This window comes from Bradyrhizobium sp. B117 (genome assembly GCF_038969555.1).
In the GTDB taxonomy this organism is placed as follows: domain Bacteria; phylum Pseudomonadota; class Alphaproteobacteria; order Rhizobiales; family Xanthobacteraceae; genus Bradyrhizobium.
Window position 1 is genome coordinate 1,833,652 of record NZ_CP152414.1, and the last position, 15,118, is coordinate 1,848,769.

Consider the following 15,118-nt stretch of genomic DNA (forward strand, 5'->3'; position numbering starts at 1 on the left):
GAGGGCGCGTCGTGGCGGGATATTTCCGAATACGGAAGCCCGATCCGGCGGCATCATTCGCAAAGGAAAACGCTGCAGGGTCTTGGGCTCAACAAAATTGGCCGCATCGCTACGGTGCCCTTCAATGGCTCAATCTGGGGAATGGTTCAGAAAGTGAGACATCTGATCGATTTTCCTGACCAAGATTTGCTCGAAGCGCACCGCTTGATACTGCCACAGCCCATTGATGAGGCGGCGGATGAAGCGCTCATGCGCCAGCTTCTCTTTAAGGGGCTGGAGCTTGAACTCGTTCGCCTGCCCGAGGGTAACGCAAAAAGCCCCGACTTCAAGATTCTCAGGAATGGTGAATTACTGGGCTACTGTGAGCTTAAGTCCCCGCGCGATGATCGCGTTTTCGCGTTTCCCACCGATCTGAAGCCAGGTGAAATCCGGCAGGACGTCCGTGAAAACCCGACCGCGCATGCGCTTGCACGCGTGATTGAAAAAGCCGCCGCCCAGTTCGATGCCGTGAATCCGGATCATGCGCAGCCCAATATCCTGGTGATTGTCAGCCACGCGCGTCTCCGCGGGCCAGTCGACCTGCACCTCGCGATCGCGGGCATGCCCACTCCGGAGGGAGGTCGTGGCTTCCTTTTAGTCGACCCGAATGAGAAGGATTTCACCAAGGCCTGGGCCAAACAAAGAAAGCTGTGGCAAGACGCACGACGGATTGATCTGTTCTTCTGGATCGATGCGCACACCCGCACGGTTCGCTATATCGTCAACAATGACGGCGCCCGACGCATGGAAGCTTGCGATGTTATGAATATTCGCGGTTAGGGTACGAAGATTGTCTTCAACTCGTTGGCAAGAGACGAACCGCGTTCGGTTTGTAGCACTTGGCGTGACACAAGGTCGGAAGGCGCGTTCGACTCCATTTTTGATGGTGGTCCTTTAAGAGCGATCTGCGGCCTTGCCGGGTAATAGCAGAGCGCGAACGGAGCTACGGTCAATCAACCTCGAAAATTTTTTGTAGTTCTGGTGGTCCCGCTGCCAACGGCCGGCTACCACGGTTACAGGAACTAGCGCTCGCGCCGATACCGTCGTGATATCATCGAAGCTTGAATCCGGGCTCCAGACGACTTGCTCCAGGATCGAAGAAGGAATCAGAGACTCTTGGGCAAGTGCGTCCGCTTGCTGCTCTCGCACATCGTCACTGATAATCTCCATGTCGTCCACGAAGGTCGTATGTCCATCAACCAGGACTTCGTAGTGGAGACAGATATGGGAGAGCTCATGGAGGAGTGTGAACCAAAAATTATCTGCCCGATCATAACGTAGCGTAAGACCGACGACCGGTGCATTCGTCGATGTGACCATCGCCGCGCCATCGAGGAACGTGCCGGGGAGCGAGGGCATCACGATCACGGCAATGCCTAGATTCGAAAGGCTGTCGAGTACACGCTTTATTCCATCTATCTTGGAGCTTAGCTTTGCAAGTCTCCGTAAGGTTGCTCGGCTGAACTCAGATCGATCGAATATGTTGGCGAGCGTCAAGGCTTCCGCGCGTTGCAAGACAGCAGCCTGCCAAAGTAAGAGCGCGCCTTGATCAGTCTTTGAGGCCGCTCGTTGCGTACGTGTCTTGCGAAGCAGGGCCGATGGTACGGTTTGCTGAAGCGAGGCCGGGATGAAGTGGGATATTTCCTCTCTGTCGAGCGAGAAACCAAGCGTGTTTAAATGCCGGATCGCGCTGCCGGAGATCTCGTCGACGCTTTCAGTTTTTCTCGGCCGGGCGACTAGCGAGGCGTACGGGATTCCCAACCCCTCGTGAAGCGAACGGATCATGTCGATCGACAAGCTCCGTTTGCCAGTAAGGACTTCCGATACTCGCGCCCTTGATCCGATAAACGGCTCCAGCTGACGGGGGGTGAGCCCTTTTTCTTCCATTCGAAATTTGATCGCTGCAATTGGATCCGGTGCGTCAACCCGCGCGAACTTTTCTTCATACTGCTCGATCAAGGTCGTCAGGACCTCGATCTCGTCATCGAACTCGCCCGAATTCTTAGCCAGCAAGCTAGCGAGGCGAGCCTTCGTCGCCGACAGATCGGAAGCATTGCGGATCGGCTTGATGGTCACGATGCTCTATTCCAGGGTTGAGTTTGGATGCGGTGCCGGGCGGCGGATAAATCAATGGCCAACAGCATGACGACGCCGATGCGGAAATCGATCAGGGTGCGCATGCGGAGCGCCGAAGGCAGCAGGTAGAAGGCCACCCACGGCAATGCCGACACGTCGACGTATTGGAAATCCGCAGCAAGCGCCGTCGCCGAGTCCCATTGCCCAGACTTCACCTCCGCGACCCAAGCCTTCACGGTATTATCGTAAGCCGGCGAGCCGGCCAGAAACGCCGCCACCTCGGTTTGTCCTACGAATCTCATAACAATCTCCTAGCTCCCATTTTGGGAGCTTTTCTGTTGACGGCAAGGTCAAAATAATCCACGCTCCCAATACGGGAGCATTCATATCTTGCCGGGCCGCAACCCAAGAGTTTATGGAGACCACTATGCGTCGCATCACGATACTTGGCCGGAATCTGACGGACGAAGAGATCGAGCAGATCAAGCGTCTCGCCGAAGACGCGGGCATGGCTGGTGATGAGATCGAGGTCGTCGACGCCGTCGGCGAGCCCGATCCCGACTGCGAAGACGAGATCGTGGTGATCCTGGCCTCGGCAGATACCTGCACCGATCCGGCTCTTGAGGCAGACCTCGCGACCACACAGCGGGGCGGGCGCCGCGCCGTTTGCGTGTGGCCCGAAGACGCGGCGCCTGACGCCCAGCCGTCGGATGCCATGAACAAATACGCCTACTCGATCATCGGCCCCGATGCCGAGAAATTCCGCGTCGTTGTTACGGAAGAAGACCAGCACTGTTTTGAAGGACCCAACGGTCAGCCCCTGCCCAAGCCTAAGACGGAGCGCAACCTGTGCGTCGACGAAAAAGCGAAAGCGTCATGACCCTTTTCTCCTACGTGATCGAGCACGATCTCGGCTTTGCGCCCAATCCCTTTCACGGCGTCTGCACACTTGCGTGCTGCAAGCCGCAGATACGCAAGATCGCCAAGGTTGGCGATTATATCCTTGGCACCGGCGCCGTCGATCCCAAGCTGGCCGGCCATCTCTGCTACTGGATGCGGGTGGACGAGGTCATAGGCTTCGATGACTACTGGCAGGATCACCGCTTCCGCCGCAAGAAGGCGGTGATGAGTGGCTCGACCGTTCTGCGCTACGGCGACAACATCTATCACCGTGACGGCGGTGAGGAGTTCGTCCAGGAGGACTCCTTTCATAGTCTTGAAGACGGAAGCCTTTCTCTCGGCGATCTCCACCGCGATACCGGCACCACTGACCGGGTGCTGATCAGCCGCGAATTCGCCTATTGGGGCCGGCTCGGCATCAAGATTCCCGACCATCTCTCTTTCGTGCTCAAGAAAGGGCCGGGACACCGCTGCATCTTCACCGACGAGCAGATCGCGCAGGTGATGGCATGGCTCCAGACCTTGCCGCAGCGCGGCTACATCGGCGAGCCCGCCCATTGGCAATTTATCGGCGCGAAAAGGCCCCGCGCGAAGAAGGCCGCCAAGGCTAAGGCGGTCAGCGCATGAATCCGGTCGATTACGCCGCCTTCGTCGAGAAGACCAAGCAGTTTGCGGGCAAGCCCGTCGATGAACAGCGATCGATCGCACTCTACGGTTTGGTGAGCGAAATCGGCTCGCTGGTCGCGGCGGTCAAGAAGAAGATCCTGTCTGAAGGGGGCGAGGGGCCACATTGGGACCAGCCCAACGACGAGATCACGGAAGAGCTGGGCGACTCGTTCTGGTATTGCTACTCGGCCGCGCAGGTGATGGGCGGCGGCTATGTCGATATTCTTTCCCACAACATCACGGCGATGCGCGCCGAGATCGGCGGCAGCGACGACCGCGCCCACCTGATCGAGCGGTCGCTTGATCCCGCCAACCGGCAAGCCTTTCTTGACGGCGCGGCGGCATTTCCGCCCGCGGATGGCTATACCTTCGATGACTACCAGCGGCTTGCCTACAAGACCGCACGAACGGATGGCCGCGTTTTACTCGAAGTGTGTCTTGCGCTTCTCTGGCAGCACGGCGCCGAACTAATGCGAACCGTGCTGCCTGATTCCGAAGCCGCACTGCATACGAACGTGGCAAATAGGGAACCGACCATTGTTCTTGGCGGTGTCGCCTGGCATCTTTCGGCAATCGCGAGCCTTTATCACCTTTCGCTCGATGAAGTTATTGCATCGAACTGCCGGAAGGTGCAGTTCCGGTCGGAGCGCGGCGCGCCAACGCCGCTGCATGATGCGGATCGCGACGCAAAGGAACAGTTCCCGCGCCAGCTCGATGTTGCCTTTGTGCGCATCGGCCCGCAGAAATCCCGGATGTATTTCGAGGGCAGGCCGCTCGGCGATGATCTGACGGACAACTATTACGAGGACGACGGATATCGATTTCACGACGCCATCCATCTGGCGTTCATCGGACATCTTGGCTGGTCTCCGGTCGTGCGCGGGTTGATGAAGCGCAAGCGCAAAAGCCGCGATGACAAGGTCGATGAGGTCGAAGATGGTGGCCGCGCCAAGGTGGTCGAGGAGTTGGTGATCAAGGCAATTCACTCCGAAGGCGACCGCCAGGCCAAAGCCGCCGGCCGGTGCGTCATTGGCACGCCGACGCGCCTGTTCCCCGAACGTACGCTGATCAATTTCAAGCTGTTGAAGACACTCCGCGCCTACGTCGATGGTCTCGAGGTCGCCAAAAATACGTTCTGGGAATGGGAAGACGCGATCTACGACGGCTGCGATATGTTCTTCCAGCTCTCGAATGAAAAGCAGGGCACGGTGCATATTGATCTCGACCGCCGGACCCTTTCCTTTTCTCCAACCGTCTGCCCCGGCGTTCAGGGCATCAGCGTCGGCCTCGGCATGGGTTCGGCGGAATTGAGCATGCGCGCGAGCGATCCGGTGCTCGGAGCTGCCGAACGGGAGTGGGCGATGCGGGATAACCGGTGCACCGAAGCCGCGGCTGCCAAACGCGCCGTCCTCGATGCGCTGGGATTGGACCAGAACTCTACAGAGCTCTGGCCAGAAATCGAGGTGCGGCTCGGCGTCGGCAACCTCGTCTACGTCAAGGCGACAAAATCTGTTCAGCAGCGCGCCTGGAAGCTGAAGGTCGTCGACTACAAAATCGCCTTCAGCCGGGATACGAACAGGGTCACCTGCACTGCGACGGCCATTGCTGATATACACGACATGGCCACGTGATACGGCACTCTATCGAGCCGCGATCTTCCACTTCGGTGGATAGAACGGCTCGGGAAGGGGGCCCGTGGGTTCGTATTTCTGTTTGATACGCGTCCTGCCCGCTACGCCCATATAGTCGGGGAATGCCACACGCGCGTATTTTGAAATCTCGCAAAAGAGGTTTTGGCAGTCGATAAGCTGAAGGCGGCGGCCCCAAAGCTTCGGAAAATCAATGTCGAGCTTCCCAAAATGCTCTTCCTGATGATCGAACATGTAGCGAATGACATCGGAGGATTTCACCGTGTCTGCACCTAGGAAGCATTTCGAAATGCCATCCAGCGCACCAGGCCCCGCCATGACGAACTCGTCTTCCCCGAAATTGGTCAGCTCGCTGTAATTAAAGTCGGTCACATACTGATAAGCGAGGAACGGTCCTATGAAGGGCACCGTTCGCAAGAGCGCGAACGCGTCCGTCATTGTCTTGCACTCGGACAGTCTTTCCGGATACCGTTCGGCGAAAAGATGCTCGATCATCCGGAAGTGATTGCGATGCTTGAGCTTGTGTCCGAAGACGCTGCCCCCCGACGGCATGATGTACGCGGCCGAGTAAATGGTCTCGCCCGCCGTCATTCGGTTCGTCAACAGCCTGTCGTAACGAGCGAAGTCAAACTCTTCCCACGTGATCTTGCCGACGGCCGCCTCAAGATGCTGCCACGTCTCGATCTTGTTGAATAGTTTGAAGAGTATCGTGCGAAAGAAGACGTTCCGCGCATCAGACGGCAGGTCGGGTCGGTAGATGACATTGCGCAGGAGGTATTGGCTCACGCGGTCAGAGGCCCGATAGGCGTTCGTGAATTTGAATAGCTTCAGAACCGGATCGGTCGTGAGCGCACCGGACATCCCTTCGAGGCGGCGGAAGAAAATCCGCTGCCGCTCGGCCGCGAACTCCCAATAGGCGTCAAAGACCGGCGTCGTCCGCAATTGGTTGTTGCCGATCGCGATGACGATACCGCGGTGGCGGTTCGCTGCCGGCGGATCAAGCGGAAGCCGTGGGGCGAGTTCAGTTGGCATCAAATCTCGAATCTGTGCTTCTCGGCACTATTGTTTTGCATAACCGTGCTTGCGCTACCAGAGCTTCAACGCAGTCCATGTCGTTTTTCCGCACGGCGTTGTTTTGATGCCGCGGCGCGAGTTTTTAGAATTGCTCCTAGCGGTCGCAAGGTGACGACCTGCGCAAAAGCGGGTGAGCTAAGCTCGCGCGCATGAAGTGAGTGCACGCGCTCGATGAGCGCTTCAGTTTTGTCCAGCCGCTGGGCTGCCTCCTGCGATGTGTCGGCGGTGCGAAGCCCCGAGGCCAGACGTTTAAACGCGGGCAGTATGCGGCTGGGAATTTTCTGAAGGTCGACCTCGCACGACGTTGTTGGAGAGCCGGCTTTGGCGATGCTGCGGCCGCCATTCCAAAAGAATCCTGCGCGTTCAAAAGCAGGGTAGAGATCATCATCCAGCCTTCCGTTCCATCTCTGCCGAACTCTCCAGTAGCGGCATATCGAGGCTTGGAATCTCTGGCATGGCTTTTCCTGCAATCGCCTGCAGGTCGCCGACCATGCCGACTGTAGACTCGATCACGGACAGGATTTGCATCTCGCGCTTGGCCCACTGCCTGCCCATGAACTTGCGCTCCTTGTCGAGGTCCTCGCGCATGTCGTTGAATTTCTCGACAACAGCTTCCACCCTCTGCCGGAACTTGATGCCAGTTAGATACTGGTAAACCTGTTCCATCTTGGTCTGTTGTCCCTGCTGAGCCAGGCGCGACCCACTGACCTCGATAAGGGTCTGACGGAGCGCGACAGCAACCGGGAGAGCATAGCGCGGGTGAGCGACCCATACCCCGTCGACTAGATCAAAATGCTCGATGTGTTTTGGAAGAGCCTGCGAAATGATAAGGGCAACGTCCGCCGCACAACGCCGCTGGTCGTCGCGCAATTTCGCCAACCATCCATCGCTCCAAGCTTTGGTGCGTTTGGACTCCCAAAGGATGATACCGGCGGCCATGCCGATCGAACCATTGACTTGCTGGACAACATCGGCACCTAGCTCTCCTTTGCCAACGGGCTCGACCAGATCGGTCGGAAAACGCCCACGCAGCAATACCTCGAGCTCAAGCTCAAGCACTTCGCCCTGTGACTGCTGAGAGCCTTGCTCAGCTTTGCGCTTCAGCTCCTCGATCGTGCGAGCCATCGACTCGATCGTCTGGTCTTTTTCCGCGACGCGCAGCCGAGCAGCTTCATCAGCTTCCTGGCGGGCTTTGATCTGAATTTGATCGATCGATGTTTGAACGCGCTTTTCGACCGTCAGATCGAGTTCGCGCTTTTCTTCATCCAGGGCGCGCTGCCGACGCATCAACTCCGCCTGTTGTTGCTGCGCCTCAGCAAGCTTGGCGTTGTTGACCTCCAAGCTTCTCCGAAGCTCGATGGCCTCGGCTTCCTTGGCGAGGAGGTCAGCGGCCGCCGCCTCGCGGGCCTTCTTGGCTTCCGCAGCGACCAGTTGGCCGCGCTCGGCGGCTAGGCGGTTCGAAACCTGTTCCTCAACCTGCTCCCGGTCCCTGGCGAGCTGCGCACGCTCCAGCCGCAGCGCCTCGGTCTTGCGCGAAACCTCGGCATCCTTACTGGCCAACTGCTCCTGGAAGCGTTGCCGGGTCTCAGCCAAGAGCGGAGCGGCAAGAGATTCGGTTAGCGGGATCTCGTGATTGCAGTTGGGGCATCGAAGGGTGGGTTCATGAACGGTGCCGACCGCGGTTGCTCTGAAGGTCAAGAGTCGTCTCCGTCATCGATCAGACCAAGGCTGCCGGGCCTAAAAGGCTATCCGGCGAGACTCGCCACGGTTGTTATGCGGCTGTACCGCGATTTCCACGCCTCAGTCGAAAGTTACGAGCACCGGCTTTGGCTTTTCCACCGAAACTGTCCGAATGCAGGCGTGATTTTCCGCGCGGACATCCGGCGGCCTTCGGCTGCTGCTCGGCGGCGTTTGGAGACCGAGCTCGTATCTCCATCAACAACAAAGGGACTTTTGTCTGATCGATTCCCGTCGAGGCGCGCATTCCGTGCCGTCCTGAATCCTACGGAATACCTCGTACATCGTGTCTCTCGACGCGCTGTCTTAGCTCGCACAAAGTCACTAGAACAAAAAGAGAACAAGGAGTCAAGCTCCTGGCAGCAGGAACGAAGGTGAAAATGAAAGCCGTGACCGCGGCCAAGCTTACCCGCGGGCCTTGTTTCTCAACGCTAGAAATTATATGTTCCGGTGGATCGGAAGGATTATTGGTGCTGACATGTCAACGGAGCCTGAACTACTCACGACCCCCGAAGCCGCCGTCGTGGCAGGCGTTGACGTGCGCGACGTCAACCGGTTGATCGACGAACGCATTCTCCCCGAGGATCTCTATACAAACGAGGACAGTCGACGGGTTTGGGCCGGAGCTTGTGCGCTCATTCGTTTCTATTATGACGCCGCGCCGTCCCTCACAGCACAAGAGCGCAAATATGCGATCGACACGCTTTGCGGCGAGATGAACGCGAAGGCCGTCGTGCGATTGATCAAGACCTGGCGACACAAGCGTCCGCATTGGAAGATCGAACATCACTTCCTAACGCTGAACTTCGATTGCTTCATTGCGGACACGTTGGTCGAACACGACAAGCTGACGCGTGCTCGTACCGCCGTAACGGAAGATCCGGAAATCCTCGGCGGCACACCCGTGATCAAGGGAACGCGCGTGCCTGTCTATGATGTTGCGGCATCCGCTGCCGCAGGCGTTCCGATGCGCCGGCTTCAGGAGGCCTATCCGAGCCTGACACCAGAACTCATCGAATTGGCGATTCTCTATGCCAAGGCGACGCCGCCCCGGGGCCGTCCACGGCAAGTGCGGCGCCCTATGGCAACGTCGCCGTCGCGAAAGGTCCTTCGGCGACGGCGGCATGAAGCTTCTCGTTGATGAATGTCTGAGTCCTGAGTTAGCGCACATGGCGCGCGAGCGCGGCCATGGCGAAAGCTCTCATGTCGTCTGGATCGGTCGCCAGGGCATCAAGGATTGGGACCTGCTCAAGATAGTCCTTGAAGGCGATTGGACTCTTGTAACCCGCAACGCCTATGACTTTCGTGGGCCAGAAACCGCACCGGGAACGCGCGGCCAGTATCAGCGAGCTGACATACATGCAGGCCTAATTTGCCTCAACGGCCCAGAGGGAATGGATCTCGATATGCAGCGCGAACTGTTTGATGCCGCGCTCGATGAAATCGACAGAGACGGCGATCTCGTCAACATGGTTCTAGAACTGACCCTGGAGACGGCTCGCTCCGATGAGATCGTCGTCGACCGCTATGCGCTTCCGACGGATTCGGACGAGTAAGTGCGGCGTCATTCCTCCTTGAAAAGCAGCGAACGAAGTCTGGGCGCGTCCGGCAAAGCCGGGCCGGCTCTCGTGAACCGAGCCCTGGGGTCTCGGCCTTTCGGTTTCGATCCTCGCGCTCATTATGTGTTGCTCGCCGGAGACACTCGCACGAAGGGCTCGCGGCTTTGCCGCGATCGCTATCACTGCTCGTCGCGGGGTGCCTTGTTAACCGGTCTTCTCTAACCGGGGTTGAGACGTCAAGCATCAAATCTCATCCAATTATCGCATTGCCGTTCTGCCTTCTGATCCTACCGTGGTGTCAAGCGATCCGGCGATCGCGCTTCTCTTCGAGGTCGGAATCCCCGCCTCATGATGATGTTCGTGAAGAAGTGGCGGGACCATCTCGGGGACGCAGTCGCGGGGTAATTTGCTCACGCTGCAGACCGGTTATCACCCTCGCCATTCCTCGTCCTGCCGGACTCCTTGACAGCCTCGCGGCCGTGTTCTGTTGATCAGTGCAATCGGGTGTCAGGCTGCCGCTGCGGCCTCTGATTTCTCCCACCGGAAGTCGCTGCCGTCGCACCACATACGGTGCAGGATGACTGATATCTTGCGAGCCACCGCGACCAGCGCATTTTTCATGGAACTTCGCTTGGCGATGCGGATGCCCCATGCCTTTAGCGAACACCACCGTCTTGTGTTGACCATCAATGAATGAGCGGCTTCGAAGAGGTGTTCTCGAGCAAAGGCATCGCCGCATCGGGTGATACGCCCGTTGTAGTCGACCTCTCCGGACGCGTATTTGCCTGGGGTCAGTCCAAGATGGACGCCAACGTGCCGGGATTTACGGAAGCGGCCTGGGTCATCGATGGTCGTCTTGAATGCCAATGCTGTCAGGGGGCCAACGCCAGGAACCGTCATGAACCGGCGGCAAGTAGCATCGCTGCGAACCAGGCGCCCAATCAGGCGCGTCAACACGCGTGCTTGTTCGCCGAGTATGCGCCGAGCTTCCAGCAATGGAACCACGAGGGCCTGTAAATCTCCGTCATCCAAGATAAGCTCGCGTACACGCTCTTCAAAGCGGCTTTGGCCGATAAGACCCACTTTGAATCCGAAGGTTCGAAGTGCCGCCCGAATATGATTGTTGAGGTCGCGTTGCTTGTCGAGCAGGCACCGGCGACTGCCCATCAGAGCTCGGAGCTTTTGGCTGCCTTCAGATTTGATGTGAACCGCCTTAAACCACCCTGTTCGCATCATTTGCGCAAGCGCACGAGCATCGTTGCGGTCCGTCTTGACAGTTTGAGCTTGCATCACGCTCTTTGCGTGCCGGGTCTCAACACAAATGACGGGTAATCCGCCTTCCGAAAGCCCCTTGTGCAGCCAGGAGGAACATTGGCCGGCTTCTAGCCCAATGCGCTGCAAAGCGAAGCGGGTGTTTCTTAGCCAAGAAATTAGCGCCTCGGGTTCGGTATCCGTCACTCCTTCCCGGACGATATTTCCATCTCGATCAACGATGCAGATCGCGGTGCGCTTCAAAGACACGTCGAGTCCAGCGAAGTAATTCATCAGGATCTCCAGCTCAACTTGTTGGGCGAATCGATCGGCGTATTATGCGCCCGAGTGGTCGGTGCCCGGTTACTTCATCTCGCGACTGCACTCGGTCCCGGGTCCCGGGCGTCGGCGCTATGCTGACCCTCCTGCGGCTTAGCCGGGTCTCGCGACCCTTAGTGGTCTCCGCTTCGCTCCGCCCATAGGCCTCTCTTCCAGAATTGTGAGCCTCCTGTAAAAATGCTGGGCAGTTCTCGTACCGTTGCCTGCATCACGTTCGCTCAGGTTTTGGCGCGTGCGGCCAGGGCCGCACCGGGCTCTCGTGAACCGAGCCGCGCGGCGTCTCGGCCTTGCGGCTTCGATCCCTCGCGCTAGAGCTTTGGTGCTCCTCGCCGGGGGCACTCGGGAAAGGGGCTCGCCTGCGGCGATCGCTATCACTGCCCCGTTCCCGGGTGCCACTATTGAACCGGTCTCGTCGCTGCACTCGGACCCGCGTGCCCCTTCGGGTCGCTATGCTCACGCTCTCCGGGTGCCATTTTCCGTTGCGGCGATGCGCCCTTGGGCGCACGCCTGATCGCGAATGAGGCCATCGGTAGATGGCGCAAGGGCTGAGAGTAAGAGTGCAGGCTGGTTTTTCCGTGACGGGTTAGAAGTTGCGAGAGAGGCTCGCGGCGCCCGTCGCGGAGACCCGCGATGTCAAACACTACTGCTCGCGCGCGCGCCGGCCAGGACCGGGCAACCCTCTATAACGAAATCACTGACAAGATCATTGCCGAGCTTGAGGCCGGACGCGTCCCCTGGGTTCAGCCCTGGGGTACGTCCGCGGCGAAAGCGCCGCTGGCCATACCGAAAAATGCGTCGACCAATCGGCAATACAGTGGCGTTAACATCCTCATACTCTGGGGCGCCGTGATTGAGGGCGAATTTTCCGGTCAAAGTTGGCTCACCTTCCGTCAGGCGCTCTCGCTTGGCGGCCACGTTCGAAAGGGAGAGCTCGGCACGACGGTTGTTTACGCGGATCGTTTTGTGCCGAATGACGAAAAGCGACGCGCAGCCGAGACCGGCGAGGATGCGCAGGCAATTCCATTCCTCAAACGATTCACCGTCTTCAATACTGATCAGTGCGAGGAACTGCCCGACGAGATCGCAAACGCCGCGCCGCCACCGCCGGCCGACCTCATCGAACCCACGGTCGGCGCCCTGATCAAGGCCAGCGGAATTCCATTTCGGATTGGTGGAGATCGTGCATTCTATGCAACCGCCGAAGACTACGTGCAGGTCCCGCCGCCACAGGCCTATTTCGAACCCATCAACTGGCACCGCACGGCCTTGCATGAACTCGGTCATGCAACTGGGCATCCCTCGCGCCTCAACCGCGACCAGAGTGGATCCTACGGTACGAAGAAGTATGCCTTGGAAGAACTGGTCGCCGAGTTGAGTTCCGCGTTCAGCTGCGCCTCGCTCGGGATCGTCCCGACCGTGCGCCATGCCGACTATATCGGCTCCTGGCTTGAAGTCCTGCGCGAAGACAATCGGGCCATCGTGCGGGCCGCCTCGCAGGCGAGCAAGGCCGCGGACTATTTGCTCGACTTCACTCCCAGGTCCGTTGAGCCCGCGTCGCTGGATTCGGCTGTCGCCGATCGCGAGCCGGCGTGATGCTCGGCCTCGCGCGAGAGTGAGAGGAGGGAAGGCTGTTCGCGACGGGTTGGAAGCCGAGAGAGAGTCTCACGGCCGCCCGTCGTGGAGAGCCGAAATGACGAAAGCCGTACAAAAGATCACGCTGTCGCCTTCCCGGGACATTCCGTTTAACAAGCTCGTGCTCAGCCAGTCGAACGTTCGCCGCGTCAAGGCCGGTGTCTCGATCGAGCAGCTAGCCGAGAGCATCGCGCAGCGTACGCTCCTGCAAAGTCTGAGCGTCCGGGCCGTCGTTGATGCAGATGGCAACGAGACCGGCATGTTCGAGGTGCCGGCAGGCGGCAGGCGCTATCGGGCTCTCGAGCTCCTGGTGAAACAGAAGCGGATGTCCAAGACGCAGGCGGTGCCGTGCGTCGTCCGCGAAGGGGGCATCGCCGAGGATGACTCGGTGGCGGAGAACGACGAGCGGGTCGGCCTGCATCCACTCGATCAGTTTCGGGCCTTCCAGACGCTCCGCGACCTCGGCATGAGCGAGGAAGACATCGCCGCCCGGCACTTTGTGAACCCTGCGACCGTGAAGCAGCGGCTGCGGCTGGCGTCGGTGTCGCCGAAGCTGCATGAGGTCTATGCCGAAGACGGCATGACGCTCGAGCAGCTCATGGCGTTCTCGGTCACAGCCGATCACGCCCACCAGGAGCAAGTCTGGCAAAACGTAAGCCGTTCCGGTTATGACGAGCCTTACCAGATCCGCCGGCTGCTCACTGAAAAGACCGTGCGCGGGTCCGATCGCCGGGCGCAGTTTGTGGGCCTCGATACCTATCAGCACGCGGGTGGCGGCGTTCTGCGGGATTTGTTCGAGCACGACGACGGCGGCTGGCTTCAGGACGTCGTGTTGCTCGACCGCCTCGTGACCGAAAAGCTCAAGGCCGAAGCTGAGACGATCGCGGCCGAAGGCTGGAAGTGGATCTCGGTCGCCGTAGAGTTTTCTTACGGTCACACTCAAGGACTACGAGAAATCGACGGCAAACCTGTCGACCTCTCGCCTGAGGAGCAGGCCACCATTGATGCCCTAAACGCCGAGCAAACCAAGCTGGAAACCGATTATCAGGATGTAGACGATCTGCCCGACGAAATCGACCAGCGTCTCGGCGAAATCGAAGCTGCGCTGACGGCGTTCGAAGAGCGCTCGATCATCTATGATCCCGTCGACATCTCCCGCGCTGGAGTCTTCGTCAGCATTGATTCCGAAGGACGGCTCTCGGTGGACCGCGGCTATGTCCGCCCCGAGGATGAAGCGCCGCAGGAGGATGCGGCCGTCGGGCAGGACGCCCATACACCGTCGAGCGGCGGCCAAGGGTCTAGCAATCCCGGTGTGCAGCGGACGGCCATCTCGGTTGCTGGCGGTGCTGCTGATACGGAGGATGATGACGAGGATGCCGCGCGACCGCTGCCGGACCGTCTCATCATCGAGCTGACGGCGCATAGGACGCTGGCGTTGCGCGATGCGCTGGCAGAAAATGCTGCGATCGCGTTCCAAGCGGTGCTGCATAACTTCGTGCTGACGGCCTTTTACCGGTTCGCATCGTCCGGAAGCTGCCTTGAGATCGGCCTCCGCACGCCGAACTTTCCCGCTCAAGCCCCGGGCCTGCGGGAGAGCGCGTCCGCGAAGGCCGTCGAGGCGCGGCATGAGTCCTGGAAAGCACGGTTGCCGAAGGGCGAGAACGATCTTTGGGATGCGCTCACAGCCCTAGACGGCGCCGCTCAGGCGTCCCTGTTCGCCCACTGTGCATCATTTGCGGTGAATGCCGTCTATGAGCCGGCCAACCGCTACAATCAGGGCCGTGTCTCCGCTCACGGTGTCCGCACCCGTCTCGACCAAGCGGATGTGCTGGCGCGCGCGATCGGGCTCGACATGGTGCAGGCTGGCTGGCGGCCGACCGTCGACAACTATCTCGGCCGGGTCACCAAGCCGCGAATTCTGGAGGCGGTGCGGGAAGCCAAGGGCGAGTCGTCGGCGCAACTGATCGACCATCTGAAGAAGGCCGACATGGCCAAGGAGGCCGAGCGCCTGCTGGACGGCTCAGGCTGGTTGCCGGAGCCGCTGCGTCTCGTTGATCCCGATGCAGCGCCGGTGGGGCAGGAGGGCGAAGCAGGTCCGCTGCCCGAATTCCTTGCCGGCGATGAGGATCGGGAGAACGCCGGCGACGATGACCCGCAACAGCTCGACGCGGCTGAGTGACATAGAGCGGGATGGCT

The 15,118-nt window shown here is 59.5% G+C and carries 12 protein-coding genes and 1 pseudogene; 8 read left to right on the top strand and 5 right to left on the bottom strand.

The window, feature by feature from the left end:
* Positions 1-21: 21 nt before the first annotated feature.
* Positions 22-168 (top strand): annotated as a pseudogene (gene rpmD, locus AAFG16_RS08885) (50S ribosomal protein L30); the annotation flags it as partial.
* A gap of 765 nt (positions 169-933) precedes the next feature.
* Here the strand turns inward: rpmD and AAFG16_RS08890 are convergent.
* The gene (locus AAFG16_RS08890) at positions 934-2,115 is read right to left on the bottom strand and encodes an ImmA/IrrE family metallo-endopeptidase (RefSeq protein WP_128945495.1); all 1,182 of its coding nucleotides are present in this window, start codon (positions 2,113-2,115) and stop codon (positions 934-936) included.
* Positions 2,112-2,393 carry a hypothetical protein gene (locus tag AAFG16_RS08895; RefSeq protein WP_342738834.1) on the bottom strand — a complete coding sequence of 94 codons (282 nt, stop codon included), beginning with the start codon at positions 2,391-2,393 and terminating at the stop codon, positions 2,112-2,114. Before AAFG16_RS08895 ends, AAFG16_RS08890 begins: the two co-directional genes overlap by 4 nt.
* A 149-nt stretch (positions 2,394-2,542) precedes the next feature.
* Between AAFG16_RS08895 and AAFG16_RS08900 the strand changes: the two genes are divergently transcribed.
* From AAFG16_RS08900 to AAFG16_RS08910, 3 genes are read left to right on the top strand one after another with little or no spacing between them, the layout of a single operon-like run.
* Positions 2,543-2,995 carry a hypothetical protein gene (locus AAFG16_RS08900; protein WP_342738836.1) on the top strand — a complete coding sequence of 151 codons (453 nt, stop codon included), beginning with the start codon at positions 2,543-2,545 and terminating at the stop codon, positions 2,993-2,995.
* Positions 2,992-3,642, top strand: a complete 651-nt coding sequence (locus tag AAFG16_RS08905) for a hypothetical protein (RefSeq protein WP_164939454.1) — start codon at positions 2,992-2,994, stop codon at positions 3,640-3,642. Before AAFG16_RS08900 ends, AAFG16_RS08905 begins: the two co-directional genes overlap by 4 nt.
* Positions 3,639-5,312 (top strand): hypothetical protein, encoded by a 1,674-nt coding sequence (locus AAFG16_RS08910; RefSeq protein WP_342738840.1) that lies wholly within the window; start codon positions 3,639-3,641, stop codon positions 5,310-5,312. Before AAFG16_RS08905 ends, AAFG16_RS08910 begins: the two co-directional genes overlap by 4 nt.
* Before the next feature lie 9 nt (positions 5,313-5,321).
* Here the strand turns inward: AAFG16_RS08910 and AAFG16_RS08915 are convergent, their stop codons facing one another.
* Both AAFG16_RS08915 and AAFG16_RS08920 read right to left on the bottom strand, forming a co-directional pair.
* Complete coding sequence (locus AAFG16_RS08915; RefSeq protein ID WP_342738842.1) at positions 5,322-6,362, bottom strand: nucleotide kinase domain-containing protein; 1,041 nt, start codon at positions 6,360-6,362, stop codon at positions 5,322-5,324.
* A gap of 426 nt (positions 6,363-6,788) precedes the next feature.
* Positions 6,789-8,102 (bottom strand): DUF2130 domain-containing protein, encoded by a 1,314-nt coding sequence (locus AAFG16_RS08920; RefSeq protein WP_342738844.1) that lies wholly within the window; start codon positions 8,100-8,102, stop codon positions 6,789-6,791.
* Between the two features lie 517 nt (positions 8,103-8,619).
* Between AAFG16_RS08920 and AAFG16_RS08925 the strand changes: the two genes are divergently transcribed.
* On the top strand, positions 8,620-9,282 hold the full coding sequence (locus AAFG16_RS08925) for a DUF433 domain-containing protein (RefSeq protein ID WP_342738846.1): 663 nt from the start codon (positions 8,620-8,622) through the stop codon (positions 9,280-9,282).
* Complete coding sequence (locus AAFG16_RS08930; RefSeq protein ID WP_342738848.1) at positions 9,266-9,697, top strand: DUF5615 family PIN-like protein; 432 nt, start codon at positions 9,266-9,268, stop codon at positions 9,695-9,697. Before AAFG16_RS08925 ends, AAFG16_RS08930 begins: the two co-directional genes overlap by 17 nt.
* A 510-nt stretch (positions 9,698-10,207) precedes the next feature.
* Here the strand turns inward: AAFG16_RS08930 and AAFG16_RS08935 are convergent.
* Positions 10,208-11,245 (bottom strand): IS110 family transposase, encoded by a 1,038-nt coding sequence (locus AAFG16_RS08935; protein WP_271611464.1) that lies wholly within the window; start codon positions 11,243-11,245, stop codon positions 10,208-10,210.
* Positions 11,246-11,920: 675 nt separating this feature from the next.
* Here AAFG16_RS08935 and AAFG16_RS08940 point away from each other — a divergent pair.
* A complete protein-coding gene (locus tag AAFG16_RS08940) occupies positions 11,921-12,883 on the top strand; it encodes a zincin-like metallopeptidase domain-containing protein (RefSeq protein ID WP_342738852.1) in 963 nt (320 codons plus the stop codon).
* Positions 12,884-12,980: 97 nt separating this feature from the next.
* Complete coding sequence (locus AAFG16_RS08945; protein WP_342738854.1) at positions 12,981-15,101, top strand: ParB/RepB/Spo0J family partition protein; 2,121 nt, start codon at positions 12,981-12,983, stop codon at positions 15,099-15,101.
* Positions 15,102-15,118: the final 17 nt, after the last annotated feature.

Excerpts from the sequence above, each read along its gene's own strand:
- AAFG16_RS08900 (WP_342738836.1), top strand. The coding sequence starts at position 2,543 with ATGCGTCGCATCACGATACTTGGCCGGAATCTGACGGACGAAGAGATC.
- AAFG16_RS08905 (WP_164939454.1), top strand. The coding sequence starts at position 2,992 with ATGACCCTTTTCTCCTACGTGATCGAGCACGATCTCGGCTTTGCGCCC.
- AAFG16_RS08910 (WP_342738840.1), top strand. The coding sequence starts at position 3,639 with ATGAATCCGGTCGATTACGCCGCCTTCGTCGAGAAGACCAAGCAGTTT.
- AAFG16_RS08915 (WP_342738842.1), bottom strand. The coding sequence starts at position 6,362 with ATGCCAACTGAACTCGCCCCACGGCTTCCGCTTGATCCGCCGGCAGCG.
- AAFG16_RS08925 (WP_342738846.1), top strand. The coding sequence starts at position 8,620 with ATGTCAACGGAGCCTGAACTACTCACGACCCCCGAAGCCGCCGTCGTG.
- AAFG16_RS08930 (WP_342738848.1), top strand. The coding sequence starts at position 9,266 with ATGAAGCTTCTCGTTGATGAATGTCTGAGTCCTGAGTTAGCGCACATG.
- AAFG16_RS08935 (WP_271611464.1), bottom strand. The coding sequence starts at position 11,245 with ATGAATTACTTCGCTGGACTCGACGTGTCTTTGAAGCGCACCGCGATC.
- AAFG16_RS08940 (WP_342738852.1), top strand. The coding sequence starts at position 11,921 with ATGTCAAACACTACTGCTCGCGCGCGCGCCGGCCAGGACCGGGCAACC.
- AAFG16_RS08945 (WP_342738854.1), top strand. The coding sequence starts at position 12,981 with ATGACGAAAGCCGTACAAAAGATCACGCTGTCGCCTTCCCGGGACATT.